Annotated in this window: 24 protein-coding genes; 9 read left to right on the forward strand and 15 right to left on the reverse strand. The window is 72.3% G+C overall.

Translation table 11 applies throughout. The features are described 5' to 3' along the window. Positions 1-15: 15 nt before the first annotated feature. Positions 16-1341 (forward strand): DUF58 domain-containing protein, encoded by a 1326-nt coding sequence (locus tag E9934_RS11965; RefSeq protein WP_136563123.1) that lies wholly within the window; start codon positions 16-18, stop codon positions 1339-1341. Between the two features lie 89 nt (positions 1342-1430). On the opposite strand, the gene E9934_RS11970 is transcribed toward E9934_RS11965, so the two are convergent. Further along, positions 1431-2435: a stage II sporulation protein M gene (locus tag E9934_RS11970; protein WP_238694924.1), complete on the reverse strand. Its 1005-nt coding sequence runs from the start codon at positions 2433-2435 to the stop codon at positions 1431-1433. A gap of 41 nt (positions 2436-2476) precedes the next feature. On the opposite strand from E9934_RS11970, the gene E9934_RS11975 reads away from it, so the two are divergent. From E9934_RS11975 to E9934_RS12000, 7 genes are all read left to right on the forward strand, one after another. Continuing rightward, the gene (locus E9934_RS11975) at positions 2477-3304 is read left to right on the forward strand and encodes an RDD family protein (protein ID WP_162851551.1); all 828 of its coding nucleotides are present in this window, start codon (positions 2477-2479) and stop codon (positions 3302-3304) included. A gap of 117 nt (positions 3305-3421) precedes the next feature. Then, complete coding sequence (locus E9934_RS11980; RefSeq protein ID WP_136563263.1) at positions 3422-4444, forward strand: AAA family ATPase; 1023 nt, start codon at positions 3422-3424, stop codon at positions 4442-4444. A gap of 9 nt (positions 4445-4453) precedes the next feature. Beyond that, positions 4454-5344, forward strand: coding sequence for a DUF58 domain-containing protein (locus E9934_RS11985; RefSeq protein WP_136563125.1), 891 nt, complete (start codon positions 4454-4456; stop codon positions 5342-5344). After that, entirely contained in the window at positions 5328-5840 is a 513-nt protein-coding gene (locus E9934_RS11990) for a hypothetical protein (protein WP_136563126.1), read from the forward strand. Before E9934_RS11985 ends, E9934_RS11990 begins: the two co-directional genes overlap by 17 nt. A gap of 1 nt (position 5841) precedes the next feature. Next, on the forward strand, positions 5842-6891 hold the full coding sequence (locus E9934_RS19620) for a vWA domain-containing protein (RefSeq protein ID WP_158294988.1): 1050 nt from the start codon (positions 5842-5844) through the stop codon (positions 6889-6891). Further along, positions 6888-7847 (forward strand): VWA domain-containing protein, encoded by a 960-nt coding sequence (locus E9934_RS19625; protein ID WP_158294989.1) that lies wholly within the window; start codon positions 6888-6890, stop codon positions 7845-7847. Before E9934_RS19620 ends, E9934_RS19625 begins: the two co-directional genes overlap by 4 nt. After that, the gene (locus E9934_RS12000) at positions 7844-8554 is read left to right on the forward strand and encodes a hypothetical protein (RefSeq protein ID WP_136563127.1); all 711 of its coding nucleotides are present in this window, start codon (positions 7844-7846) and stop codon (positions 8552-8554) included. The genes E9934_RS19625 and E9934_RS12000 overlap by 4 nt, the downstream gene beginning before the upstream one ends. Here E9934_RS12000 and E9934_RS12005 read toward each other — a convergent pair whose 3' ends face one another. Genes E9934_RS12005 through E9934_RS12020 form a run of 4 tightly spaced genes read right to left on the reverse strand, consistent with a single transcriptional unit; the run spans position 8555 to position 13069 of the window. Beyond that, a complete protein-coding gene (locus tag E9934_RS12005; protein WP_136563128.1) occupies positions 8555-9268 on the reverse strand; it encodes an SRPBCC family protein in 714 nt (237 codons plus the stop codon). A 14-nt stretch (positions 9269-9282) separates the two neighbouring features. Then, positions 9283-10140 (reverse strand): FAD binding domain-containing protein, encoded by an 858-nt coding sequence (locus E9934_RS12010; protein WP_136563129.1) that lies wholly within the window; start codon positions 10138-10140, stop codon positions 9283-9285. Then, entirely contained in the window at positions 10137-12593 is a 2457-nt protein-coding gene (locus tag E9934_RS12015; protein WP_136563130.1) for a xanthine dehydrogenase family protein molybdopterin-binding subunit, read from the reverse strand. The genes E9934_RS12010 and E9934_RS12015 overlap by 4 nt, the downstream gene beginning before the upstream one ends. Then, positions 12590-13069: a (2Fe-2S)-binding protein gene (locus E9934_RS12020; RefSeq protein WP_136563131.1), complete on the reverse strand. Its 480-nt coding sequence runs from the start codon at positions 13067-13069 to the stop codon at positions 12590-12592. The genes E9934_RS12015 and E9934_RS12020 overlap by 4 nt, the downstream gene beginning before the upstream one ends. A 137-nt stretch (positions 13070-13206) precedes the next feature. Here E9934_RS12020 and E9934_RS12025 point away from each other — a divergent pair, with 137 nt between their 5' ends. Then, complete coding sequence (locus E9934_RS12025; RefSeq protein ID WP_158294990.1) at positions 13207-13917, forward strand: YwaF family protein; 711 nt, start codon at positions 13207-13209, stop codon at positions 13915-13917. On the opposite strand, the gene E9934_RS12030 is transcribed toward E9934_RS12025, so the two are convergent. The 10 genes from E9934_RS12030 to E9934_RS12075 form a co-directional block, all read right to left on the reverse strand. Further along, complete coding sequence (locus E9934_RS12030; RefSeq protein ID WP_136563133.1) at positions 13886-15127, reverse strand: sigma-54-dependent transcriptional regulator family protein; 1242 nt, start codon at positions 15125-15127, stop codon at positions 13886-13888. The two genes, E9934_RS12025 and E9934_RS12030, sit on opposite strands and share 32 nt — an antisense overlap. Before the next feature lie 65 nt (positions 15128-15192). Next, positions 15193-16311 (reverse strand): XdhC family protein, encoded by a 1119-nt coding sequence (locus tag E9934_RS12035; protein WP_136563134.1) that lies wholly within the window; start codon positions 16309-16311, stop codon positions 15193-15195. Next, entirely contained in the window at positions 16304-17422 is a 1119-nt protein-coding gene (locus E9934_RS12040; RefSeq protein ID WP_136563135.1) for a vWA domain-containing protein, read from the reverse strand. Before E9934_RS12040 ends, E9934_RS12035 begins: the two co-directional genes overlap by 8 nt. Beyond that, positions 17419-18306: an AAA family ATPase gene (locus E9934_RS12045; RefSeq protein ID WP_136563136.1), complete on the reverse strand. Its 888-nt coding sequence runs from the start codon at positions 18304-18306 to the stop codon at positions 17419-17421. The genes E9934_RS12040 and E9934_RS12045 overlap by 4 nt, the downstream gene beginning before the upstream one ends. Before the next feature lie 9 nt (positions 18307-18315). Continuing rightward, complete coding sequence (locus E9934_RS12050; protein WP_136563137.1) at positions 18316-18915, reverse strand: nucleotidyltransferase family protein; 600 nt, start codon at positions 18913-18915, stop codon at positions 18316-18318. 162 nt (positions 18916-19077) lie between these two features. Beyond that, complete coding sequence (gene groL, locus E9934_RS12055) at positions 19078-20715, reverse strand: chaperonin GroEL (protein ID WP_136563138.1); 1638 nt, start codon at positions 20713-20715, stop codon at positions 19078-19080. A gap of 116 nt (positions 20716-20831) precedes the next feature. Further along, positions 20832-22115 (reverse strand): hypothetical protein, encoded by a 1284-nt coding sequence (locus tag E9934_RS12060; RefSeq protein WP_136563139.1) that lies wholly within the window; start codon positions 22113-22115, stop codon positions 20832-20834. A gap of 2 nt (positions 22116-22117) precedes the next feature. Beyond that, positions 22118-22630, reverse strand: a complete 513-nt coding sequence (locus E9934_RS12065; RefSeq protein WP_136563140.1) for a SigE family RNA polymerase sigma factor — start codon at positions 22628-22630, stop codon at positions 22118-22120. A 44-nt stretch (positions 22631-22674) separates the two neighbouring features. Beyond that, complete coding sequence (locus E9934_RS12070) at positions 22675-23505, reverse strand: SGNH/GDSL hydrolase family protein (RefSeq protein WP_202977281.1); 831 nt, start codon at positions 23503-23505, stop codon at positions 22675-22677. Positions 23506-23585: 80 nt separating this feature from the next. Next, positions 23586-24059 (reverse strand): OsmC family protein, encoded by a 474-nt coding sequence (locus E9934_RS12075; protein ID WP_136563141.1) that lies wholly within the window; start codon positions 24057-24059, stop codon positions 23586-23588. Positions 24060-24102: the final 43 nt, after the last annotated feature.

Consider the following 24102-nt stretch of genomic DNA (forward strand, 5'->3'; position numbering starts at 1 on the left):
GCGACGAGGACACCGATGGTCATCTCCGGACGCGTGCCGCTGCTGCTCCTGCTGGGGCTGCCGGCCGTCGTCCTGCGCCCGAGCGCCGGCACGGTGTGGCTGTGGCTGCTGGGTGTCCTCCTCCTCGTGGGCCTGGACCTCGCGCTGACGGCATCTCCGGCGGCGGCGACCCTCAGCCGCCGCCAGCCCGGCACCGTGCGACTCGGCGACCCGGCGACCTCAGGCCTGGTCGTCGGCAACCCGGGCACACGGACCCTGCGCCTCCATGTCCGCGACGCCTGGCAGCCCTCGGCCGGAGCCAGCGACAACCGGTTCCGGCTGACGCTGCGGGCCGGCGAGGATCGCCGTACGACGACACCGCTGCTGCCCCGTCGACGCGGCGACCTGCGCGCGGCCGGCGTCACGGTCCGGTCCTGGGGTCCGCTCGGACTGACGGGTCGACAGCGGACCTACGACGTCCCGGGCACCGTCCGGGCCCTGCCGCCCTTCGAGTCCCGCAAGCACCTGCCCTCGCGGCTGGCTCGCCTGCGCGACCTCGACGGCCGCGCCGCGGTTCGGGTCCGCGGCCAGGGCACCGAGTTCGACTCACTGCGGGAGTACGTCCGCGGCGACGACGTCCGCTCGATCGACTGGCGGGCGTCCGCGCGCTCGCCCCAGGTCGTCGTCCGCACCTGGCAGCCGGAGCGCGACCGCCGGGTGGTCGTCGTCCTCGACACCTCCCGCACCTCGGCGGGCCGGGTCGCCCGCACGGCCGACGACGCCGCCGAGGACGGCATGCCGCGTCTGGACGCCGCCATGGACGCCGCCCTGCTGCTCGCCGCCCTGGCGTCGCGTGCCGGCGACCGGATCGACTTCCTCGCGGGCGACCGCCGGGTCCGCGCACGCCAGCGCATCGCCGGCGCCCGCGACGTCGCGGCGCGTCTCCAGGAGCAGATGGCCGACCTGGAGCCCGTCCTCGCCGAGGCGGACTGGGACGCCCTCGCCGGCGGCGTGCAGGCCTTCGGACGCCAACGCGCCCTCGTCGTGATCCTCACCGCACTCGAGCCCTCCGCGATCGAGGAGGGCCTGTTGCCGGTCCTGCCGGTGCTGACCCACCATCACCGGGTCGTCCTCGCCAGCGTTCGCGACCCCGAGCTGGGCCGTCTCGCCACCCTCGGCGAGCGCCCCGACGCCGATCAGGCGTACGCCGTCGCAGCGGCCGAGCACGAGCTCGACCGCCGCGCCCGGATGCGCGAGGTGCTCTCGCGTCTCGGTGTCGACGTCGTCGACGCGGAGGCCGCGCAGCTGCCGCCCGCCCTCGCCGACCACTACCTGCACCTCAAGGCCCAGGGCCTGCTGTAGCCGCTCGCCTGCGTTCGTCGAGGAGCTTGCAGGCGGCGCCTGCGGCGCCGGACGGCGGGAGGCGGCGTCGGCGCCGACCAACGGAGGCGTCAGGCCTGGGTGGCGACGCGGTCCTCGAGCAGGTCGGCGCCCAGGTCGCCCGTCGCGCCGCGGGCGGCTGCCGCGCGGCCGAGGACGAAGACGTAGGCGAGGAAGGCGACCTCGGCGAGGACGCCGATCGCGATGCGGGCCCAGGTGGGCAGGGGCGAGGGCGTCACGAACGCCTCGACGATGCCGCTGAGGAGCAGGAGGAGGCCGAGGCCGAGCGCGACGGTGGCGGCGGTCCGGCCGGCACTGGCCAGGGCCGCCGAGCGGCTGAGCCCGCCCGGCTCGATCCACGACCAGAACAGGCGCAGTCCCACACCACCAGCCACGAAGACACAGGTGAGCTCGAGCAGGCCGTGCGGGATGATCAGGCCCCAGAAGAGTGCGCCGCGATCGTGCTGGATCATGATCGAGCCGACGACCGCCAGGTTGGCGACGTTGTTGAAGAGCAGCCACACCACGGGCAGCCCGAGGATGCCCAGCGCGATGCACAACGCGCTGACCCAGGTGTTGTTGATCCAGACCCGGGTGGCGAAGGCGCTGGCGGCGTTCTCGCTGTAGTAGCTCTCGAAGTCGCTGTTGACCAGCTGGTCGACCTCGGCAGGGCCGATCAGCGCCTGCTCGACCTCGGGGTGGTGCACGAGCCAGGCCATCATCACGCCGGTCACGATCACGTTGGCGAGCAGGCAGCCCAGCCACCACCACCGCAGCTGGTAGAGCGCGGCCGGGAACCGATCGGTCAGGAAGGACGCGACACCGCGCCAGCTCGGCACCCGCGAGGACAGCATCGCGATCCGGGCGCGGCCGAGCAGGGCGGACAGGTAGGCCACGAGCTCGCCGTCGGGCGCGGAGGTGCGCACGACCGAGAGGTGCGTGGCGACCTGCTGGTAGCGGTCGACGAGCTCGTCGGCCTCCGCACCGCTACGGCGCCGCTGCCGGACGAGCTGCTCGAGCCGCTCCCACGATCGCGCATTCGCCATGACGTAGGCGTCGATGTCGATCCGGGGCACGCTCGCCAGCCTACGGGGAGTCCGCCAGTAGGCTCGCGGTGATGCCCGCCGACTTCGCCACCGTGACCGCCGATGACCTCGTCACCGGCGAGGGCGTGGCGCTGGACCTGCCGGCGGCGACCCTCGGGCTGCGGATGGCCAGTGGGCTGCTGGACATGGTGGTCACCGTCGTGACCTTCATCGGGCTCTACCTCCTGCTGCTGGTCGCGGCGCTGCCGTTCGCCGATGCCGCGCTGTTCGCGGCGGCGCTGGTGCTGACGATGGTGCTGACGTTCCTCGCACTGCCCTCGGCCCTGGAGACGCTCACGCGGGGCCGTTCGGTGGGCAAGCTCGCCTTCGGGCTGCGCACGGTCCGCGACGACGGCGGACCGATCAGCTTCCACCACGCACTGGTCCGCTCAATGATCGGCTTCGTCGAGATCTATGCCTTCACCGGCGCCCCGGCCTTCTTCTCGATCCTGCTGAGCTCACGGGGCAAGCGGCTCGGCGACTACGCCGCGGGGACCTACGTCGTCCGCGACCGGGTGCGCCTGCGCCTGCCGGCCCCGCCGCCGATGCCGCCGCAGCTGGCGGACTGGGCCCGCCGGGCCGACCTGGCGGCGCTGCCGACCGGTACGGCGCTGGCGGTGCGCCAGTTCCTGGGTCGGTTGCCGACGCTCGACCCGGTGTCGCGGGACCGGGTGGCGCGGGGACTGCTGGCCGACGTAATCCCCCACGTCGCCCCCGCACCACCGCCCGGCGCGCCACCTGAGCTGGTGCTGGCGGCGGTCGTCGCCGAGCGGCGCGAGCGCGACCTCGTCCGCCTGGGCCGCGCCGAGTCGTTGCGTGAGCGCCTCACCGCCCGTGATCCCGGCATGCTCCCTCGGTAGGTTTGACGCGACCGCCCCGAGGCAGGCTGCTCCGGGCCACATGGCTGATCCGCACGCACCTCGGACAGGAGCACTGCCCGCATGACCGACCTCACGTCGCCCACGAACCCCGCCGGCATGACGATCCGCCGTCACGAGGTCGGCCAGCAGGCGCCCCTGACCGCTGACGAGCTGGCCCGGGCCAGCGAGCGGATCAACCGGATCTCGGAGGCGTTCTCGAGCCGGGTCGTGGGGCAGCACCGGGTGCGGACCGCGCTGCTCGTGACCCTGCTGGCCGAAGGCCACGTGCTGCTCGCGAGCGTCCCCGGCCTGGCCAAGACCCTCGCGTCGTCGACGCTCGCCCAGTCCGTCAGCGCACGGTTCACGCGCATCCAGTGCACGCCCGACCTGCTGCCGAGCGACATCATCGGCACCCAGGTCTACGACCCCCGCCGCCACGAGTTCGAGACCCAGCTCGGGCCGGTGCACGCCAACTTCGTGCTCCTCGACGAGATCAACCGGGCCAGTGCCAAGACCCAGTCGGCGCTGCTGGAGGCGATGCAGGAGCGCCAGACCTCGATCGCCGGACAGGTCCATCCACTGCCCGACCCGTTCATGGTGCTCGCCACCCAGAACCCGATCGAGGAGGAGGGCACCTATGTCCTGCCGCACGCGCAGATGGACCGCTTCCTGCTGAAGGAGATCGTCGACTACCCGAGTGAGGACGACGAGCTCATGGTCCTCGAGCGCATCGATGACGGCACCCTCGGCCAGCACATGGCCGACGTCTCGCCGGTCGCCACGACGAGTGATGTCGCCGAGCTGCAGGAGCTGGTCCGCCGGGTCTACGTCGACCCGGCCATCAAGCGCTACGTCGTCTCCGTGATCCGGGCGACCCGCAATGTCGGCCAGCTCCTCGGCCCCGAGCTGGGCAACTACGTCGAGATCGGCGCCAGCCCGCGCGGATCGATCGCGTTCTTCCAGGCAGCGCGCGCGATGGCGGTCGTCCAGGGCCGGCACTACGTCATCCCGGAGGACGTCCGCGAGCTGCGGCACAGCGTCCTGCGGCACCGGATCCACCTCAGCTTCGAGGCCCTCGCGGACCGGGTCCGTCCCGAGACGGTGATCGACGCCGTCTTCCGCGCCGTCCCGACGCCCTGAGGCCGGCGCATGACCGCGCACCTGACCAGGATCAAGACCCGGCTCTCGATCCACGCCCACCGCAAGGTCCGTGGGCTGCTCGAGGGTGACTACGCCGCCATCCACGTGGGCCGCGGGATGGACTTCAACGACCTGCGCTCCTACGTCCGCGGCGACGACGTCAAGGACATCGACTGGAAGGCCTCGGCCCGGGCCCGCCAGCTGCTGGTCAAGCGCTACGTCGCCGAGCGCAAGCACACGGTGCTGCTCTGCGTCTCGACCGGTCGCAGCATGGCGGCGATGAACGACGCGGCGGTCGACAAGCGCGACCTCGCCGTGTTCGTGTCCGGGGTGATGGGCCTGCTCGCCGTGCAGCACGGCGACCCGGTGGGCCTGGTGCACGGCAACTCCCTCGATCAGCACAGCCAGCCCGCGAAGAGCGGCGAGCTCCACCTCGAGCGGTTGCTCGGCGTGGTCCACGGTGCGATCGGTCCGGGCTCCCCGGCCGGCGACCTGCCGGCGCTTCTCCGCTACGTCGTGCGGACGGTGCGGCGCCAGACGATCCTCGTGGTCGTCACCGACGACACCTCGCTCTCCGAGGACACCGTCGACCTGATGCGGCGTCTCTCGGTCCAGCACGAGGTCCTCTTCCTCACCATCGGCGACCTCGACCCGACCCTGCCGTCGGTGGCCGACCGCCGGCTCGTCGACGTCGACGCGGGCGTCGAGATCCCCCGGTGGCTGCGGCGCGACGCCCCACTGTCGCGCGAGTACGCCGAGCTGGTGGCCAGCGAGGACCTGCAGCTGCGACGGCGGCTCGACCAGGTCGGTGTCGTCCACGAGCGCGTCGCCGACACCGACGGCGCGATCACCGCCATCCACCGGCTCCTGGAGAGGCACCGCCATGCGCGCCGCCGCTAGCCGGGTCCTTGCCGACGAGCTGCCGGAGGAGTTCAGCGGACCGGTGGCCTACTCCGACCGCTGGCTGTGGATCGTGCTCGGTCTGCTGGTCCTGGTGCTCGTCTACTACGTGGCTGCCTGGTGGTTCACCCGCGCCCCGAAGCCGGCGACGATCGCGCGCCCACGGGTCGACGTACCGACCGTGCGGGAGCGTCACCTGCAGCGCATCGACGAGGTCGTGGCCCAGGTGCGGGCCGGTGACCTCGAGCCGCGGGCGGGCCACCAGCAGCTCAGCGACGTGGTGCGCTCCTTCGTCGCCGAGGTGACCACGCTGCCGGCCCGCACCATGGCGCTGGCCGACTTCCGTCATCGGGCGCCGGAGGCGCTCGTGGCAGCGATCGAGCTGATGTATCCGCCCGAGTTCGCCCCTGACGACACCATCGCCCGCGACCGGTTCGAGGACGCCGCCGGCCAGGCCCGGCAGCTCGTCGGCACGTGGCAGGGAGGCGATGTCTGACATGAGCGTCGGATGGCAGAGCGAGGACGTGGCCCTGCGGTGGCCGTGGCTGGTCGTCGCCCTCATCGCCCTCGTCGTGGTGCTGCTGGTGTGGTGGGGCGTGGTCCGCGGGGGCCGTCCTCCCGCCGGAGCGGCGTACGTCGCCCACGCGACCCGGCTGCGGAGCCTGCCGCGCTATCAGGCGCTCGTGCAGCAGCGTCGGGTGATCGGTGTGCTGGTCAGCATCGCGGCGCTGGTCACCGCCGCCGGCGCGATCGTGCTCGCGGGCCGGGTGCAGGAGCGGCAGACCCTGGAGCAGAACGACCGCACCCGCGACATCATGCTGTGCCTCGACGCCTCGGGGTCGATGGCCGAGGTCGACGCCGACGTGCTGCGGGAGTTCCGCACCATCGTCGACGGCCTGCAGGGCGAGCGGATCGGGCTGACGATCTGGAGCGGCGTCGCGATCACGATCTTCCCACTCACCGACGACTACGACTACGTCGTGGACCAGCTCGCGGAGGCGGAGGCGGCCTTCGCGTCCGGCGACGTCCACAGCGACGACTACGCGCTCTACACCGCCGGCACGGTCATCGACTGGGACGTGCAGTCCCAGCTCGGCGACGGGCTCGCGTCCTGCGTCCAGCGCTTCGACCGGCGCGACGAGGACCGCAGTCGCGCGATCGTCCTGGCCTCGGACAACGAGCCTCTCGGCGAGGGCATCTTCACGGTCGAGGAGGCCGCCGAGTTCGCCGCCGACGAGGAGGTCGTCGTGCACGGCATCGCCGCGCCGCTGACGGCCGACCGGCCGCGGGCGGAGCAGCAGTTCGCCGAGGCGATGTCCACCACGGGTGGTTCCTTCTCGCTGCTCGGAGAGGACGGCAGCGCGGCGGCCGTCGTCGAGGCGATCGGGGAGCTGGAGGCCGTGGAGATCGACCGACCGCCGTTGGCGCAGGTCCTCGACCGGCCCACGGCGGGCACCCTGCTCGCCGGACTCGGCCTCGCCGGTCTCGTCCTGGTGTGGATCGCCGAGGCGATCCTGGCGTTCCGCGGACGAAGGAGGACACCGTGATCGGCCCCGTGGCCGCGACCGGCCTGACCATCGCCCGACGGGTGGCGATCGTCCTTGCCTTCGTCGCCGTCCTGCTCCGTCCTGGTCTCGGCGAGGCCGAGTCGCCCGTGCAGCTCAGCGACCTCGACGTCCTGGTCGTCCTCGACGTGACGAGGTCGATGGCTGCGCTGGACCACCAGGCAGGAGAGGACAAGGAGGCGCGGATCACCGGCGCCAAGGCCGACCTCGCCGATCTCGCTGCGGCGCTGCCCGGCGCCCGCTTCGGCATGGTCACCTTCGGCGCGGAGGGCCGGCTGACGGTCCCGTTCACGACGGACGCCGCGGCCTTCCTCGCCGCGGTCGAGACGACCTACCTGGAGCGCCCCCGCGACGGCGCGGGTTCCCGAGCCGACCGCGGCGCCTCCGAGACGACGGCCGTGCTGGCCCGTGCCGAGGAGCAGCGCCCCGAGCGGAGGCGCATCGTCGTCTACGTCGGCGACGGGGAGGACACCTCGGAGGAGGGCGCGGACCAGACCTTCGAGGACGCCGCCGATCTCGTCGCCGACGGCGTCGTCCTCGGCTACGGCACCGAGGACGGGGCCGCGATGCCCGCCTCGGACGACCTCGACGACTCCGAGGGCTATGTCGAGGATCCCGAAACGGGAAGCACCGCGATCTCCCGCGCCGACTTCGACAACCTGCAGGCGATCGCGCACGAGCTCGGCGTGCCCTACGTCCACCGCACCAGCTCCGGAGGCATCGACGACATCGCCGAGGACTTCGAGTCGTCGTACGTCGACGGCGAGGGCGGCCGCGACGATCGGCCGGCCGAGCACGACCTGACCTGGGTCGCCGGCCTGGTGCTGCTCGCGCTGGTGCTGCTGGAGCTGCGGGCGGGTTGGCGGTCCACCTGGCGTGCGCACCGCACCCTGGACGACCGAGGCCCCGCCGGCCGAGCGAAGGGGGCGCGGGCATGACCTCGACCAACCCACGCAGCGGGCTCCGGACGATCCTCGTGCTCGCCGGGATCCTGCCGACGCTGATCGTCCTGGCGTTCGCCGTCAAGGTCGGGCTGATGCTGCGGGCCGATGCGGCCGGACGCGATGCCTTCGATCGCGGCGACCACGACGGAGCGGCCGCCGACTTCCACGGCAACCGGAGTCTCAACTGGCTCGAGCCGTGGATCGCCGCCTTCGGCGAGGGCGCCAGCTGGCACGCCGACGGCGACCCGGGCCGGGCGATCGGCAGCTACGAGAAGGCGCTCGAGGACGTGCCGGACGCCGAGGAGTGCACCGTCCGGATCAACCTCGCCCTCGCCCACGAGTCCGTCGGCGACACCTTCCTGGAGGACCAGGACACCGAGGCCGCGGTCGAGTCGTGGCAGGCCGGACTCGACGCCCTGCGCGAGGCGGACTGTCCGACGGACGCCGGTCGCGGCAAGGAGCAGAGCGAGGACGCCGCCGCCGTGGAGAAGCGGCTGGAGGAGAAGCTGCAGCAGCAACAGCAGGATCCTCCGCCCCAGCCGCAGGAGCCCGAACCAGAGCTGCAGGAGCCGCCCCCGGACCCGGGCGAGGACCCGCGCCAGGAACGCCTCGAGCGCAACAACCAGCAGGGCCGGAGCCAGCGTCGCGAGGACCAGGAGCTCTACGACGACGGCAACTACGGGTTCCCCGAGAGCTGGTAGCTACCGGGACAGCACCCTCCGCAGCAGCGCCAGGAGCGCGACGACCCCCAACCCGATCGCAGCCTTCTTCCCATAGGTCCGGAGCAGGATCGGCACCACGGTCGAGCCGAGGTCGAGGGCGTCGTCGGCCGGAGTGGGCGCGGGCGCGGCACGGGCAGGCGCCGGGGTGGGGGCCGGGACGGACGCCGGTGGTGGTGCCGCGGCCGCCGGCTCGGGATCCGTCCCGGCGGCCGCGGAGTCCTCGGTGGGTGGCACGTCGCCGGCCAGGCGCTGCTCGAGGCAGGTGACGAACTGGCCGAGCAGCTTGTCGGAGACGTCCTGCATGACGCCGCGTCCGAACTGCGCCGGCTTGCCGGTGATGGCGAGGTCGGTGACCACCTCGACCCGGGTCGCCGGGCCGTCGGCGGCCATGGTGACCGTCACGGTCGCCCCGGCCGTGCCGTTGCCCCGCTTGTCGCGGCCCTTGGCCACCACGACGAACCGGCCCGCCGACTCGTCACGTTCGGTGAACGAGCCGGCACCGGCGTACACCAGGGCGATCGGGCCGAGCTTGACCTTGCAGGTGCCCTCGAAGGTCGGGTGCCCGTCGGCGTCCTCTCCGACGGCGGTCACCTGGGCGCCGGGGAAGCACTCGGCGAGCCCGCCGATGTCCTGGAAGTGTGACCAGGCGGCATCGACGGCGGTCGGGACGGTGAAGGAGTGGGTGAGCTCCATCCGTGGCGCCGTCCTCAGCCGCGACCCGCAGCGGCCAGCACGGCCCGGCGGGTCATCACGGTCGCGATGTGGCGGCGGTAGTCGGCGTCGCCGTTGAGGTCGCTGGGCGGGTTGGTGCCGTCGGCGACGAGAGCGGCGGCGCCGGCGACGGCGTCCTCCGTGGCGGGACGGCCGGCGAGCGCCTCCTCGACCGCGTGGGCGCGCAACGGGGTCGAGCCCATGTTGGTGAGCCCCACCCGCGCCTCGGCGATGGTGTCGCCCTCGAGCCGGACCGTCGCCGCGACCGCCACGATCGGCCACTGGTGGGCGATCCGCACGAACTTCTCGTACGACGCCCCCCAGCCGTCGTGCTTCGGGACCCGCACCTCGGTGAGGATCTCGTCGTCGGAGATCGCCGTCTCGAAGAGGTCGACGAAGAAGTCGGCGCCCGGGATCTCCCGGGTGCCGCCGGGACCCTGGACGACGAAGGTCGAGCCGAGCGCCAGCGCCGGCGCCCCGAGGTCGCCGGCCGGATCGGCGTGGGCGAGCGCCCCGCCGAAGGTGCCGCGGTGGCGGACCTGGGCGTCGGCAAGGTGCGTGATCGCCTTGCTGATCAGCAGCGCGTGCTCGTGGACGAGCGGATCGCGACCGACGTCGTGGTGCGTGGTCATGGCGCCGATCACGAGGTGGTCGCCCCCGTCGCGGACGCCACGCAGGCTGTCGATGCGGCCGAGGTCGATCACCCACTCGGGGGCGTTGAGCCGCATCCGCAGGACGGGGAGGAGGCTCTGGCCGCCGGCGATGATCTTGGCGTCGTCGCCGTGCTCGGCGAGGGCGGCGAGCGCCTCCTCGACCGAGGTCGGCGCGACGTACTCGAAGGCTGCGGGGATCACTGGACCCCTCCTTCCGTCTCGTCGAAGTGGGGCATCGCTGCCTCGGTTGTCTCGCCGCCGGACGAGCCGTCGTTGATGGCTCGCCAGACCCGCTCGGGGGTGCAGGGCATGGTGATGTCGTTGACGCCGAGGTGGCGGACGGCGTCGACGACGGCGTTGACGACGGCCGGCGTCGAGGCGATGGTGCCGGCCTCGCCGACGCCCTTGGTGCCGAGCGAGTTGGTGGTGGACGGCGACGTCGTGTGGTCGATCTCGAAGGTGATCGTGTCGGCCGCCGTGGGCAGCAGGTAGTCGACGAACGAGCCCGTGACGAGGGTGCCGTTCTCGTCATAGATCGCCTCCTCCCACAACGCCTGGGCGATGCCCTGCACCAGGCCGCCGTGGACCTGTCCGGCGACGATCAGCGGGTTGATGACCACCCCGATGTCGTCGCAGCAGACGTACTTGCGGAGCTTGACCTGTCCGGTCTCGGTGTCGACCTCCACCGCGCAGAGGTGGGTGCCGTGGGGGTAGTTGAAGTTCACCGGGTCGTAGGTCGCCTCGGAGTCGAGCGAGGGCTCCATCCCGTCCGGCAGGTTGTGCGCGGCGAAGACGGCGGTGGCGATCTCCTGGATCGCCATCCCCTGGTCGGTCCCCTTGACGGTGAAGCTGCCGCCGCTGAACTCGAGGTCGTCGGCGGAGGCCTCGAGCAGGTGGGCCGCCACGGGCCGTGCCTTCTCGATCACCTTGTCGACAGCCCGCACCAGGGCCTCGCCGCCGACGACCAGACTGCGGGACCCGTAGGTGTCGAGGCCCTTGTGCGAGATCTGCGTGTCCCCGTGGAGGATCTCGACGTCCTCGAACGGTACGCCGAGCCGGTCGGCCACGATCTGGCTGAACGCGGTCTCGTGCCCCTGGCCGTGGGCGGACGCCCCCGTGACGACCTCGACCGTGCCGGTCGCGAGCATCCGGACCTCCGCGTGCTCCCAGCCGCCGGCGCCGTAGTTGAGGCTGCCGAGCACCCGGGACGGTGCGAGTCCGCACATCTCCGTGAAGGTCGAGACGCCCAGTCCGAGCTGGACCTTGTCACCGCGGGCGCGGCGCTCGGCCTGCTCGGCGCGGAGGGCGTCGTAGCCGAACATCTCCTTGGCCCGCGCGGTCGCGGCTTCGTAGTTGCCGGAGTCGTACTCGAGTCCCGCGACCGTGGTGAACGGGAACTCCTCGTGGTTGATCCAGTTGCGCTCGCGGATCTCGAGCGGGTCGACGCCGACCTCGGCGGCGAGCTCGTCCATCAGCCGCTCGATCGCATAGGTCGCCTCGGGGCGTCCCGCGCCGCGGTAGGCATCGGTCCAGGCCTTGTTGGTGAGGACGTTGGTGGTCTGGAACTGGTAGGCGGGGAACTTGTAGATCGCGTTGAACATGAACGCGCCGAGCACCGGCACACCGCCGCCGACGATGGCGACGTAGGCACCGAGGTCGGCGAGCAGGTCGACCTTGAGCCCGGTGACCGTGCCCTCTTTGGTCGCCGCGAGGGTGAGCCGCTGCCACTGGTCGCGGCCGTGATGGGCGGTGAGCAGGGATTCGCTCCGGGTCTCGGTGAACTTCACCGGCTTGCCGAGCCGGCGCGCCACCGCGAAGGCGATCATCTCCTCCGGGGTCTGCTGCAGCTTGCCGCCGAAGCCGCCGCCCACGTCGGGGGCGATGACCCGGATCTTCGACTCCGGGACGCCGGTCGTCGCCGCGAGCGCGAAGCGCAGGATGTGCGGGATCTGGGTCGCCGACCAGATGGTGATCTGCTCACCGGTCGGGTCCACGACGACGCTGCGCGGCTCCATGAAGGCGGGGATCAGCCGCTGCTGACGGTATTCGCGCTCGATCAGGATGCCGCTGTCGCGGGCCTCGGCGATGGCGGCCTCGACGTCGCCGCCGGTCCCGGCCTCGGCGGAGTCGAATCGCCACACGGCGGTGACATTGGTGCCGAGGTCGGGGTGCGCGAGCGTCCCCCCGCTCTCGTGGGCGGCCGCTGCCTCCTTGAGGTCGAGCGCGGCCGGCAGCTCCTCGTAGTCGACCTCGACGAGCTCCGCGGCGTCGCGGGCCTCGGCGGCGCTGCGTGCGACGACGACGGCGACGGTCTCACCGGCGAACGCGACGCGATCGGTCGGCATGGGGAGGTGGTCGGGGGTCACCTGGTCCTCGACGACCGGCCAGGCGTTGATGCAGGCACCCTGTGCCTCGCCGAGGTCCGCGCCGGTCAGCACCGTGACGACATTGCGACCGGCCTTCGCCGCGGAGGTGTCGATGGAGGTGATGCGCGCGTGGGCGAAGGGGCTGCGGACCATCGCCAGGTGCAGCATCCCCGGCAGCGTGATGTTGTCGGTCCAGCGGGTGCGGCCCGTGATCAGTCGCTGGTCCTCCTTGCGTCGACGGTCCCGCCCGATCTCGGCCTGGGCCGCGGGCTCCTGGGTCGCGGTCATGCCGACGCTCCTTCCGTCGTACCCGCCGCGTGCTGAACCGCGCGGACGATGTTGTGGTAGCCCGTGCAGCGGCACAGGTTGCCCTCGAGACCGAGCCGGATCGCCTCCTCCGACGGGTCCGGGTTGTCCTTGAGGAGGTCGACGGTCTGCATGATCATTCCGGGGGTGCAGAATCCGCACTGCAGGCCGTGGCACTCGCGGAAGGCCTCCTGCACCGGGTGCAGCGTCCCGTCCTCCGCGGCCAGGCCCTCGATGGTGGTGACCTCGGCGCCGTCGGCCTGGACGGCGAGGACGTTGCACGACTTCACGCTCGTGCCGTCGAGGTGGACGGTGCACGCCCCGCAGTTGCTGGTGTCGCAACCGATGACGGTGCCGGTCTTGCCGAGCTGCTCGCGCAGGTACTGCACCAGCAGCATCCGCGGTTCGACGTCGTCGCTGACCTGCGATCCGTCGACGGTGAGGTTGATCCGGGCCATGACTCTCCCTTGAGCGCAGGAACCTGTGACCCGGCTCACGCTAGGCACCGTGGGTTGGCACGAGGTTGGCGCGGACCGTCGACGGTTTGAGTACCCATACGGCGTGCCCGGCCGGCCGACTCCGACAGGCTGGTGACGTGGTCACCGACGGGAGCCACCAGTTCACGACCCTCGGCGCCTCCCACCTCACCGCGCTCGCGGTCTTCCTGATCCTCTGCTGGCCCCTGGTCGTCCTCGGGCGGCGGCAGCGCGTGACGGGCGACGACCTCCGCTTCCGTCGCGCGTTCGCCGTCGCGATCCCGCTCTTCACGATCCCGATGCAGGCGCTGCAGTTCACTCCCTCGGAGTGGGACCTCGACACCTCCCTGCCGCTGCAGATCTGCGACTTCGCCTGGGTGGTCGCGGTGTATGCATTGTGGACCGGCCGACGCTGGGCGGCGAGCGTCAACTGGCTGTGGGGCACGACCCTCACCCTGCAGGGCATGATCACCCCCGACCTGGGCTCTGGCTGGGCCGAGCCGCGGTTCTGGATGTTCTGGGGCATGCACGCGCTGATCGTCTGGTCGGCGATCTATCTCGTCTGGGGCCTGCGCATCACGCCCCGCTGGCGCGACTATCGCCTGACCGTGGCCCTGACGACCCTGTGGGCGGCAGCCGCGATGACCTTCAACGCCATCGTGGGCACCAACTACGGCTACCTCAACGGCAAGCCGCACCGCGCCTCCGTACTGGACGCGCTGCCGGCCTGGCCGACCTACGTCGTGATCGAGGTCCTCGTCGTCTCGGCCGTCTGGGCGCTGATGACGTGGCTGTGGGTCAGGCGTCCGCAACCGCCAGTCGCGCCTTGAGCAGCGGTACGGCGGGGTGGTGCTCGCGTCCCTCGGCACGGAGCCGCAGCAGGCAGGCCTCCAGCACCGCGGTGTCGTAGGGCGCCAGCTCGATGTAGTGCAGCACCGCGTCGGGCTGGGGGTCGGCGAGCAGGGCCTCGCGGACGGCGACGGCGACGTACTCCCCCATCTGGACGAGGGCCGGGCTCTCCGTGCCGGGCAGCAGGTCGCCGCCGTAGGCGTCGACGGCCGCGGCGACGTCGCCACGGCGCAGCAGCCCGAGGACATGGTCGACGTCGGTGGCGATCGGCATCAGCAGGCGGTAGGGGCGGGAGGCGAGCTGTCCGGCGAGGGCGTGGCGCAGGTGCGAGACCTCCGCCTTGAGCGTGGAGAACGTGACGGCGTGGTCGCCGTAGAGCATGGCGTGGAGCTGCTCGAGGGACAGCCCGTCGGGGTGCAGCGCCAGCAGGGCGAGGATCTCGCTCTGTCGCCGGTTGAGCAGCAGCCGCTGCCCGTCGACCCGTGCCTCCGCCGTGCCGAGCACGCTCAGCACGAGGCCCGGCTCCGCGACGCCCTCGGTCACTGACGTCCCGTCGACGTAGTGACGGGTGCTCGGCAGGGCCTGCTCGACGAGGCGGGCCAGGACCCGGGCGGTGGCCAGTCCGATCGGGTGGGTGCGCTCCCAGGTCGTGGAGATGTCGAGCACGCCGAGCTTGGCGCCGCTGACCGGGTCGTGCACGGGCGCGGCCCAGCAGACCCAGTTGTGCACGATCGGCGCGTAGTGCTCGGCGCTGAAGACCATCGCCGGGCGGTCGAGCCGGTTGGCGAGATCGAGCGCATTGGTGCCGACCGAGCGGTCGTCCCAGCGACCGCCCACCACGAAGTTGACGCTCTCGGCCTTGCGCCGCATCACGCGGCCGCCGTAGGTCCACAGCACGCGGGTGTCGGGGTCGGTGACCGCGAGGACGAGGTCGCCGTCCTCGGCCGTGCGCCGCAGCTCCTCCTCCACCCGCTCGACCGCGACCTGCAGCGGCGAGCCGTCCCAGAAGGACCGAGTCTCCGCCTCGTCGGCGAGCGGTGCCTCGACGACGTCGCGGGCGACCGTCGTGCCGGAGCGCTGCCAGCTGTCGAGGATCTCGGGGCGCACCAGGGTGGCTGCCCGGTCGCCGTCCTCGACGAAGGTGGACCAGGCGGACAGGGCGGCGCGGCGTCGCTCGAGGAGCTCGTCCATGGCGTGCACAGTACCCCCGGTGGCGTGACGGGCGTCACCCCTTCAGCGGGCGGCCGGCGGCCGGGTCAACCGTGGATGCGACCCGCCCGCTCGCCGAGCGGCTCGCCCGACCCGCCCCAGCGGCCCGCCACGATCTCCGCGGCGATGCTGATCGCGGTCTCCTCCGGCGTACGCGCGCCGAGGTCGAGGCCGATCGGGCTGTGCAGCCGCGCGAGCTCGTCGTCGTCGAGGCCGGCCTCGCGCAGGCGCTCCATCCGGTCGTCGTGCGTGCGGCGTGAGCCCATCGCGCCGACGTAGCCCACCTCGGGCAGGCGCAGGGCGACCTCGAGCAGCGGGACGTCGAACTTGGGGTCGTGCGTCAGCACGGTGACGACCGTGCGACGGTCGATGCGTCCCGCCTCCTGCTCGGCGGCCAGGTAGCGGTGCGGCCACTCGACCACGACCTCGTCGGCCCCCGGGAAGCGACTGGTCGTCGCGAACACCGGCCGGGCGTCGCAGACCGTGACCCGGTAGCCGAGGAATCCGCCGACCCGGGCCACCGCCGCAGCGAAGTCGATCGCACCGAACACCAGCAACCGCGGGGCGGGCGCGAACGCCCACACGAACACCCGCATCCCCTCGCCACGGCGCTCGCCGTCGGGCCCGTAGGACAGCGTCCCGTGGTGTCCCGCCGCCAGCAGGCCCAGGGCGTCGTCGCGGACCGCGTCGTCGATCCGGGCACTGCCGAGGCTCCCCACCACGCCAGCGTCGGGGCGGATGACGGTCCGGCGCCCGACGTACGACGGATCGGGATGCTCCACGATCGTGGCGACCGCGACGGGCCGGCCGGCGTCGATGTCGCCCGCGATCTCGCCGAGCTCGGGGAAGGTCTCGCGGCTGACCTTCTCGACATAGACGTCGAGGATGCCGCCGCAGGTCAGGCCGACGGCGAAGGCGTCGTCGTCGGAGACGCCGTAGCGGTGCAGCTGGGGTGTCCCGGACCCGACGACCTCCTGGGCCAGGTCATAGACGGCGCCCTCCACACACCCACCCGAGACCGAGCCGACGGCGGACGCGTCCGGCCCGACCAGCATCGAGGCGCCCGGTGGGCGCGGGGCGGAGCGAAAGGTCGCGACCACGGTGCCCATGCCGACGGTCTCGCCGGCCTCCCACCAGGCCAGCAGCTGGGGCAGCACCTCACGCATCGGCCAGCACCTCCACGAGCTCGGCGAAGGTCGCCAGCGAGTGGCCGGCGACGAAGTGGTCGACGTGCGGCAGGACGGCGACGATCCCCTGCTGGAGCGGGGCATAGCCGTCCTTGCCGCGGTGCGGGTTGACCCACACGACACGGTGCGCGAGCCGGTGCAGCCGCTCGACCTGCTCGCCCAGCAGGCGCGGGTCGCCCCGTTCCCAGCCGTCGCTGAAGATCACCACGACCGCGCCGCGGGCCAGGCCACGCTGGCCGTGCCGGTCGAGGAACGCCCGGAGGGTCTCGCCGAGCCGCGTGCCCCCCGACCAGTCCGGTACGACGCCACCGGCGGCCGCGATCGCGCGGTCGGCGTCACGCAGGCGCAGCGGCGGGGTGATCCGGGTGAGCCGTGTGCCGAGGGTGAAGGTCTCCACGCCCGGTCCCGCCTGCGCGATGCGGTGCGCCAGGCGGAGCAGCGCGTCGGCGTAGCCGCCCATCGAACCGGACACGTCGACGAGCAGCACGACCCGGCGGGCGCGGGTCGCGCGGCGACGATGGTGGATCCGCGCCGGCTCGCCCATCCGGCGCAGGCTCGCGCGCAGCGTGCGGGAGACGTCGACGGCTCCTCGGCGATGGGGCGAACGGCGGGAGGTCGACCGGACCGGGAGCCGCACCCGCAACGAGGCGAACAGGCGCGCGAGCAGGGCACGCTCGGTCGGGTCGAGGGTGGCGACGTCACGGTGCCGGAGAACCTCCGCGGCGCTGGCGGCGGCGCGGAGGGGATCGTCGTCGACTTCCGATCCGGCGCCAGCGGCCTGGTCGTCGGGGAGCAGCCCGACCCCGGGTCGTTGCTGCACGCCACGAGGGCGCAGGGTCGGCTCCGCGGTGTCCCGGCTGAACCACTCGTCGAAGAGCCGGTCGTGGCGCTCGAGGTCCTCGCGGCTGGCGCAGAGGGTCGACCGTCCCGCCATGCGGGTGGCTGCCCGGTCGGCGAGGCCGACGATCCTCACCGCGTCGAGGTAGCTGCGCGTCCGGTCCTGGGTGACGCCGACGCCCGCCGCCCGCAGGGCGACGGTGAACCCGACGAGCACCTCGTCGGGTTCCCGGAGCAGCACGGGCGCGGTCATGCCGACAGCATCCGGTCGAGGGCGGCGCGTACCCGCTCGGCGTCGTCGCGATGCTTCACCAGCGCACCCAGGGTCCGCGCCGCCGTCTCGACGTCGAGCTCGACCGTGCCGAGGTGCTGCAGGGCGCGGGCCCAGTCGAGGGTCTCGGCGACGCCGGGCGGCTTGAGCAGGTCGATGCCGGCCTCGCCGTTCCGGAGGCGCTGGACCACCGCGACCACCTGGCGCCCCAGGTCGGCGCTCACCTCCGGGGCGCGGGAGCGCAGGATCGCGACCTCGCGCTCGAGTCCCGGGTGCTCGATCCAGTGGTAGAGGCAGCGCCGCTTGAGGGCGTCGTGCAGCTCGCGGGTGCGGTTGGAGGTCAGCACGACCGTCGGCGGCGTCGCGGCCCGCACCGTGCCCAGCTCGGGGATCGTGACCTGGAAGGTGGACAGGACCTCGAGCAGGAAGGCCTCGAACTCGTCGTCGGCGCGGTCGATCTCGTCGACGAGCAGCACGGCAGGGCTCTGCTGGAGCGCGGCCAGCACCGGGCGGGCGAGCAGGAAGCGCTCGTCATAGAGGCTCTTCTCGGTCTCCGCGACCTCGCCACGGGTGTCCCCCGAAGCCGCCTCGAGCGCCCGCAGGTGCAGGATCTGACGTGGGAAGTCCCAGTCGTAGAGGGCCTGGGTCGCGTCGATGCCCTCGTAGCACTGCAGCCGGATCAGCGGCTGCCCCAGCGTCTGGGCGATCGACTCGGCCAGCGCGGTCTTGCCCGTGCCGGGCTCGCCCTCGAGCAGCAGGGGTCGTCGCATCTCGAGCGACAGGAACAGCACCGTCGCGAGGTCGTCGTCGCAGAGGTAGCCGGTCTCCTCCAGTCGACGCGCCAGCTCGGCGACCCGGGTGTCCATGCGGCGAGGCTAGTGAGGCGCGCGTTGGCCGGGGGTTGGTCGGTCGACGTCGACTCCCGTGGCGAGGTCGCCGCACTCGACGAGGGTCGGTGCGTTGGCCGCGAGGTAGTGCCGCGCGCCCTGGTCTCCGGCGGCGGCGTCGGCCACCCCCGCCCAGTGGTCGCGGCCCAGCAGGACGGGATGCCCCGGCACTCCGTCGTACGACGCCCGGGCCAGTGTCGTCGCCCCGGGCCCGGCTGCCGCGAGCACTCGAGCGACGACCTCGGCGCCGACGTCCGGGAGGTCGACGAGGTGGACGAGCGCGGCGTCTGGCCCGGCCTCCGCGAGGGCATCGAGGCCCGCTCGCAGCGACGCGCCCATCCCCGCCTGCCAGTCGTGCGCGCGCACGACGTCGACGCGGGTCAGGTCGGGCAGGCCGTCGGCGAGCAGCCACTCGGCCTCGTCCGCGGCGGCGCCCAGCACCACGACGACCCGATCGCAGCCTCCCGCGAGCAGCACCCTCACCACGCGGGTCAGCCAGGGTCGGCCGGTCGCGTCGCGGACGAGCGCCTTGGGCTGACCCATGCGGCGACCGGCGCCGGCGGCGAGGAGGAGACCGGTGGCGGCCATGGTCCGACTCTGCCACGGACGCACGAATGCACGGCGAACCCGTCGAACGACCGCGATCCGATCAACCAGGTTGATCGGATCGCGGTCGCTGCCCGCGAACGCCACAGGGCCCCCGCCGGAGCGGGAGCCCTGTGGATGATGCTCAGGTGAAGCGGGGACTCCTCAGAAGTCCATGCCGCCCATGCCACCCATGCCACCGGTCGGGTCGCCACCTGCGGCGGCCTTCTCCGGCTTGTCTGCCACGACGGCCTCGGTGGTGAGGAACAGCGCGGCGATCGACGCGGCGTTCTGCAGGGCGGAGCGGGTGACCTTGGCCGGGTCGATGATGCCGGCGCCGAGCAGGTCGACGTACTCACCGGTCGCGGCGTTGAGGCCCTGGCCGGCGGGGAGGTTGGCGACCTTCTCCGCGACGACACCGCCCTCGAGGCCGGCGTTGATGGCGATCTGCTTCAGCGGAGCGGACAGCGCGACCTTGACGATGTTGGCACCAGTGGCCTCGTCGCCCTCAAGCTCGAGCTTGTCGAAGGCCGTGGCACCGGCCTGGACGAGCGCGACGCCGCCACCGGGGAGGATGCCCTCCTCGACGGCCGCCTTCGCGTTGCGCACGGCGTCCTCGATGCGGTGCTTGCGCTCCTTGAGCTCGACCTCGGTGGCCGCGCCGACCTTGATGACGGCCACGCCGCCGGCCAGCTTGGCGAGGCGCTCCTGCAGCTTCTCGCGGTCGTAGTCGGAGTCCGACTTCTCGATCTCGGCGCGGATCTGGTTGACCCGGCCCTCGATCTGGCCCTGGTCGCCGGAACCCTCGACGATGGTGGTCTCGTCCTTGGTGATGACGACCTTGCGGGCCTGGCCGAGGAGCTCGAGACCGGCGGTCTCCAGCTTGAGGCCGACCTCCTCGGAGATGACCTGGCCGCCGGTGAGGATGGCGATGTCCTGCAGCATGGCCTTGCGACGGTCACCGAAGCCGGGAGCCTTGACGGCGACCGACTTGAAGGTGCCGCGGATCTTGTTGACGACCAGCGTGGACAGGGCCTCACCGTCGACGTCCTCGGCGATGATGACGAGCGGCTTGCCCGACTGCATGACCTTCTCCAGGAGCGGCAGCAGGTCCTTGACGTTGCTGATCTTGGAGTTGGCGAGCAGCACGTAGGCGTCCTCGAGGACGGTCTCCATGCGCTCGGGGTCGGTGACGAAGTAGGCCGAGATGTAGCCCTTGTCGAACCGCATGCCCTCGGTGAGCTCGAGGTCGATGCCGAACGTGTTCGACTCCTCGACCGTGATCACGCCCTCCTTGCCGACCTTGTCCATCGCCTCGGCGATGGCGTCGCCGACGGTGGAGTCGCCACCGGCGGAGATGGTGGCGGTGGCGGCGATCTGCTCGCGGGTCTCGACGTCCTTGGCCAGGCCGAGGAGCTGCTCGGAGACAGCGGTCACGGCGGCCTCGATGCCGCGCTTGAGGCCCATCGGGTTCGCGCCGGCGGCCACGTTGCGCAGGCCCTCGCGGACGAGCGCCTGGGCGAGGACGGTCGCGGTCGTCGTACCGTCACCGGCGACGTCGTCCGTCTTCTTCGCGACCTCCTTGACCAGCTCGGCGCCGATCTTCTCGTAGGGGTCCTCGAGGTCGATCTCCTTGGCGATGGAGACGCCGTCGTTGGTGATCGTGGGGGCGCCCCACTTCTTCTCCAGCACGACGTTGCGGCCCTTGGGGCCCAGGGTGACCTTGACGGCGTCGGCGAGCGTGTTCATGCCGCGCTCGAGGCCGCGCCGGGCCTCCTCGTTGAAAGCAATCAGCTTCGACATATCTCCTGCGATTCCTTCGCGATGTCCGTTATCACTCTCGATGCGAGAGTGCCAACGTCATGTTTAGCACTCGACCATGGCGAGTGCAAGCGCGGGGTGGTCCGTCGGCGACTGGTTCAGCGGGGCCCGAGGGCCGCCCATCTCCCCACGACGGAGTCCTGCCCCGGCACCCAGCCGACGACCTCGGTGACCCGCCACAACCGTCGGGTCCCCACGTCCCACCCCAGCACCCGCCACTCGTTGCCGTGGGACTCGAGCAGCACGGTCTCGGGACCGCCGAGCCAGCCCACCACCGGGCAACAGGCGTTCCACCGCGCCCCGTCGGCGCCGCCGAAGGGCAGGACGAGGACCGAGAGGTTCGAGAAGCTCTGGTCGCGCGTCACGACGACGTCCGCTCCCATCACCCGGGCACCGTCGGGGTCGACGAGCTCGACGGTGGGGAACATCTGCTGGGCCGTGGCAGGCCCGAACCCGGACAGGTGGATCCCGAGCGGATCCAGCGCCTGGGGGCCGTAGGGCTCGGCGCCGGCCGCCTCCCACAGGTCATAGTGCGCGATCCAGTCGGTGCGCAGGCCCTGACCGGACGGGCGGTAGACCGTGCCCGGACCGTCCTCCTCGCCCAGCACCTCCGGCACCCAGATCGTGGCAGCGTCCGCAGCAGGTGGCTCCCCGCCGAGGCCGGCGGCCGCGGACTCGATCTGCCAGCGAGCACCCTCCGCGACCCAGTCAGGGGTGTCGATGCTGGTCCACTTCCCCGTCATCAGGTCATAGACCTCGAGGGAGGAGACCTGACGGAAGAACACGTGCCGGCCGTCGGGCGCCAGACCCTGGTCGCCGAGGGACACGAAGCGGTTGCCGCCCTCGTCAGCGACCGGATCGAGACGACTGGTGTCGAGCGAGTACGTCGACGCGTCGCTGCCGAGCAGCACCACGCGCTCCTGGCCGTCCTCGGCCAGCACCGTGAACGCCGCCGTCGCCGTCATGCCGGGACGGTGCGGCGGCGCGCCCGCCGAGAGGTCGATGGTCTCCGGGACGCCGTCGACGTCTCTGACCGGGAGCGCAACCTCCGCCGACTTCTCCGGCGCCCACCAGATCTCGGCGCCGTGCTGCCTCCCGGCTCGGACCGCGTGTGGCACGGGGCCCGTCCCTGCGGTCGCCGTCGGCACGGGAGGGGTGGTCGTTTGCGGCGTGGGAGACGTCGGCCCTGGACCGTCGCCGCCGCCTGTGGCGACGACGGCCGCCCCACTAGCCACGACGGCCACGACCGCGGCGCTGGCGACGGCAGTCACCCGTCGCTGTCGGGTACGCCGGGCACGGGCCCAGGCAGCGCCGGCGAGATCGGCCTCCTCCACCTCGGCGGCGCGATCACGCAGCAGGTCCCGCAGGCTCTGTTCACTCATTCTCAGGACTCCTCTCCCAGCAGCTCGGCGAGCTCGGGCGCGGCCTGACGCAGTCGGGTCAGGGCGAGGTGGGTCTGGCTCTTGACGGTGCCGATGCTGACGCCGAGGACGTCGGCGGTCGCCCGCTCGGTGAGGTCGTCGTAGTAGCGCAGCACGACGACGGCCCGCTGCTTCGGCGTCAGCGAGGCCAGCGCCTGGTCGAGCGCGATCCGGCGCTCCGTGGCCGGGGTGTGGTCGGCCACCCCGGCCGTGGGCGTGTCGGAGGGGTCGGCGGCGAGCACCTCGCGTCGACGCTTTCGCCAGGCCGAGATGTTGCCGCGGACGATCACCTGCCGGGCGTAGGCCTCCGGGTGGCCGGCCCGCAGCCGCCGCCACCGCAGCGCGACGGTTGTCAGCGCCTCCTGGACGAGGTCCTCGGCACGGTGCTGGTCGCCGGTGAGGAGCACGGCCGTCCGGAGCAGCGCGAGCTGGCGCTCGGCAGCCCAGAGCCGGAAGGACTCCTCATCGGTCGTCACACCCCATCAACGCACAACGCCGCCCAAAAGGTTGGAGGCTGGCCTCAACCAGCGGCTGGCGCCGAGTGCCCGAACGGGATCTCCTCGGCGAGACCGAGCGCGAGCAGGATCGACGGCAGCAGCGCCTCGGCCGTGCGCTTGTAGCCGAGCGCACTGGGGTGGAACCGATCGAGGCTGAACATCTCCTCGGGGTTGGTGATGAAGAACGGCCCGACCACGTGAGCCAGCGACACCGCGTGCGCGCCACCCCGCACCGCCACCTCCACCTGCGCGGCCGCGAGCTGGCGCGACATCCGCGAGCCGAGCGAGCGCAGCGGCTGCGGCACCGGCCGCAGCGCCCCGAGGTCTGGGCACGTACCGACGACCACGGCCGTGCCCTGCGCCCGCAACCGCGCGATCGCCTCCTCCAGGTGACCAGCGGAGGTCGCGACCGGCACCCGGTGGGTGACGTCGTTGCCGCCGACCACGATCACGGCGACGTCGGCGCGGTAGCCGTCCGGCAGCGCGTCCAGCTGACCGGCGAGGGCAGAGCTCTCCGAGCCCACGACCGCCGCGGTGTGCAGCGCGACCGGCCGGTGGACCCGGCCGGCGAGGCCGCGGGCGAGCCGCCCCCCGAGGGTGTCCTTGCGCCGCTCGACCCCCAGCCCGGCAGCGATCGAGTCACCGAGCACGAGCAGCCGCAGCGGCGCGCCGCCGTACGTCTTCTGCTTCCAGACCTTGTCGGCAACGATCGCGTCCTCGCCGAGCGGCTTCCCGATCCTGGCGCGCGCGATCGCCGCCTGCCGGCGCAGCAGCTCGCGCCCACCGCCGGTCGTCACGGCAACCCCCGCGCCCACCATGCCCACGACCACAGCCGTCCTGCGCACCCTGCTCATGGGGCACTTGTCGCAGGCCGACGTGAACGGATCGTGGCGCGGGATGGAGGGGATGCCTAAATCACGGGTTAACCCGTGAATTACGCACCCCGAGCGACCTCGATCACCGGCTCGTGCCGGACGGGGAAGGCGACGGAGGCGGCGATGAAGCAGTTCTCGCTCGCCTCGGCGTGGATCTCCAGAGCCAGGTCCACCTGGGCGGGATCGGTGATCATCACGCGCGGGCGCAGCGTGACGGAGGTGAATCGACCGCCCTGGTCGACCTGGATCATGGTCCCGACGGGGCTGTCGTCGTACGACGTCACGGTGATGCCGTGTCGGACGGCGGAGTGCAGGTAGGACAGCAGGTGGCACTGGGCGAGTGCCGCGACCAGGAGCTCCTCCGGGTTCCAGCGGCTCGCGTCGCCGCGGAAGGTCGGGTCGGCGGACCCCTCGAGGTCCGGCTTGCCCTCGGCGGACAGCAGCACGTCGCGGTCGTAGTCGCGGTAGCCGCTGGTACCGCTCCCCCGGTTGCCCTGCCAGGTCAGCTCGAGTGCGTAGTGGTGGTCCGTCATGGCTCCCATCCTCCCCGCCGGGCCAGGATCCCGTTCTCCGGGG

This window comes from Nocardioides caeni (assembly GCF_004912195.1).
GTDB lineage: Bacteria > Actinomycetota > Actinomycetes > Propionibacteriales > Nocardioidaceae > Nocardioides > Nocardioides caeni.

What these genes read in the sequence shown, in the direction of transcription:
- E9934_RS11965 (WP_136563123.1), top strand. Translation starts at nt 16, where the DNA reads ATGGTCATCTCCGGACGCGTGCCGCTGCTGCTCCTGCTGGGGCTGCCG.
- E9934_RS11975 (WP_162851551.1), top strand. Translation starts at nt 2,477, where the DNA reads ATGCCCGCCGACTTCGCCACCGTGACCGCCGATGACCTCGTCACCGGC.
- E9934_RS11980 (WP_136563263.1), top strand. Translation starts at nt 3,422, where the DNA reads ATGACGATCCGCCGTCACGAGGTCGGCCAGCAGGCGCCCCTGACCGCT.
- E9934_RS11985 (WP_136563125.1), top strand. Translation starts at nt 4,454, where the DNA reads ATGACCGCGCACCTGACCAGGATCAAGACCCGGCTCTCGATCCACGCC.
- E9934_RS11990 (WP_136563126.1), top strand. Translation starts at nt 5,328, where the DNA reads ATGCGCGCCGCCGCTAGCCGGGTCCTTGCCGACGAGCTGCCGGAGGAG.
- E9934_RS19620 (WP_158294988.1), top strand. Translation starts at nt 5,842, where the DNA reads ATGAGCGTCGGATGGCAGAGCGAGGACGTGGCCCTGCGGTGGCCGTGG.
- E9934_RS12000 (WP_136563127.1), top strand. Translation starts at nt 7,844, where the DNA reads ATGACCTCGACCAACCCACGCAGCGGGCTCCGGACGATCCTCGTGCTC.
- E9934_RS12005 (WP_136563128.1), bottom strand. Translation starts at nt 9,268, where the DNA reads ATGGAGCTCACCCACTCCTTCACCGTCCCGACCGCCGTCGATGCCGCC.
- E9934_RS12015 (WP_136563130.1), bottom strand. Translation starts at nt 12,593, where the DNA reads ATGACCGCGACCCAGGAGCCCGCGGCCCAGGCCGAGATCGGGCGGGAC.
- E9934_RS12020 (WP_136563131.1), bottom strand. Translation starts at nt 13,069, where the DNA reads ATGGCCCGGATCAACCTCACCGTCGACGGATCGCAGGTCAGCGACGAC.
- E9934_RS12030 (WP_136563133.1), bottom strand. Translation starts at nt 15,127, where the DNA reads ATGGACGAGCTCCTCGAGCGACGCCGCGCCGCCCTGTCCGCCTGGTCC.
- E9934_RS12035 (WP_136563134.1), bottom strand. Translation starts at nt 16,311, where the DNA reads ATGCGTGAGGTGCTGCCCCAGCTGCTGGCCTGGTGGGAGGCCGGCGAG.
- E9934_RS12040 (WP_136563135.1), bottom strand. Translation starts at nt 17,422, where the DNA reads ATGACCGCGCCCGTGCTGCTCCGGGAACCCGACGAGGTGCTCGTCGGG.
- E9934_RS12045 (WP_136563136.1), bottom strand. Translation starts at nt 18,306, where the DNA reads ATGGACACCCGGGTCGCCGAGCTGGCGCGTCGACTGGAGGAGACCGGC.
- E9934_RS12050 (WP_136563137.1), bottom strand. Translation starts at nt 18,915, where the DNA reads ATGGCCGCCACCGGTCTCCTCCTCGCCGCCGGCGCCGGTCGCCGCATG.
- groL (WP_136563138.1), bottom strand. Translation starts at nt 20,715, where the DNA reads ATGTCGAAGCTGATTGCTTTCAACGAGGAGGCCCGGCGCGGCCTCGAG.
- E9934_RS12060 (WP_136563139.1), bottom strand. Translation starts at nt 22,115, where the DNA reads ATGAGTGAACAGAGCCTGCGGGACCTGCTGCGTGATCGCGCCGCCGAG.
- E9934_RS12070 (WP_202977281.1), bottom strand. Translation starts at nt 23,505, where the DNA reads ATGAGCAGGGTGCGCAGGACGGCTGTGGTCGTGGGCATGGTGGGCGCG.
- E9934_RS12075 (WP_136563141.1), bottom strand. Translation starts at nt 24,059, where the DNA reads ATGACGGACCACCACTACGCACTCGAGCTGACCTGGCAGGGCAACCGG.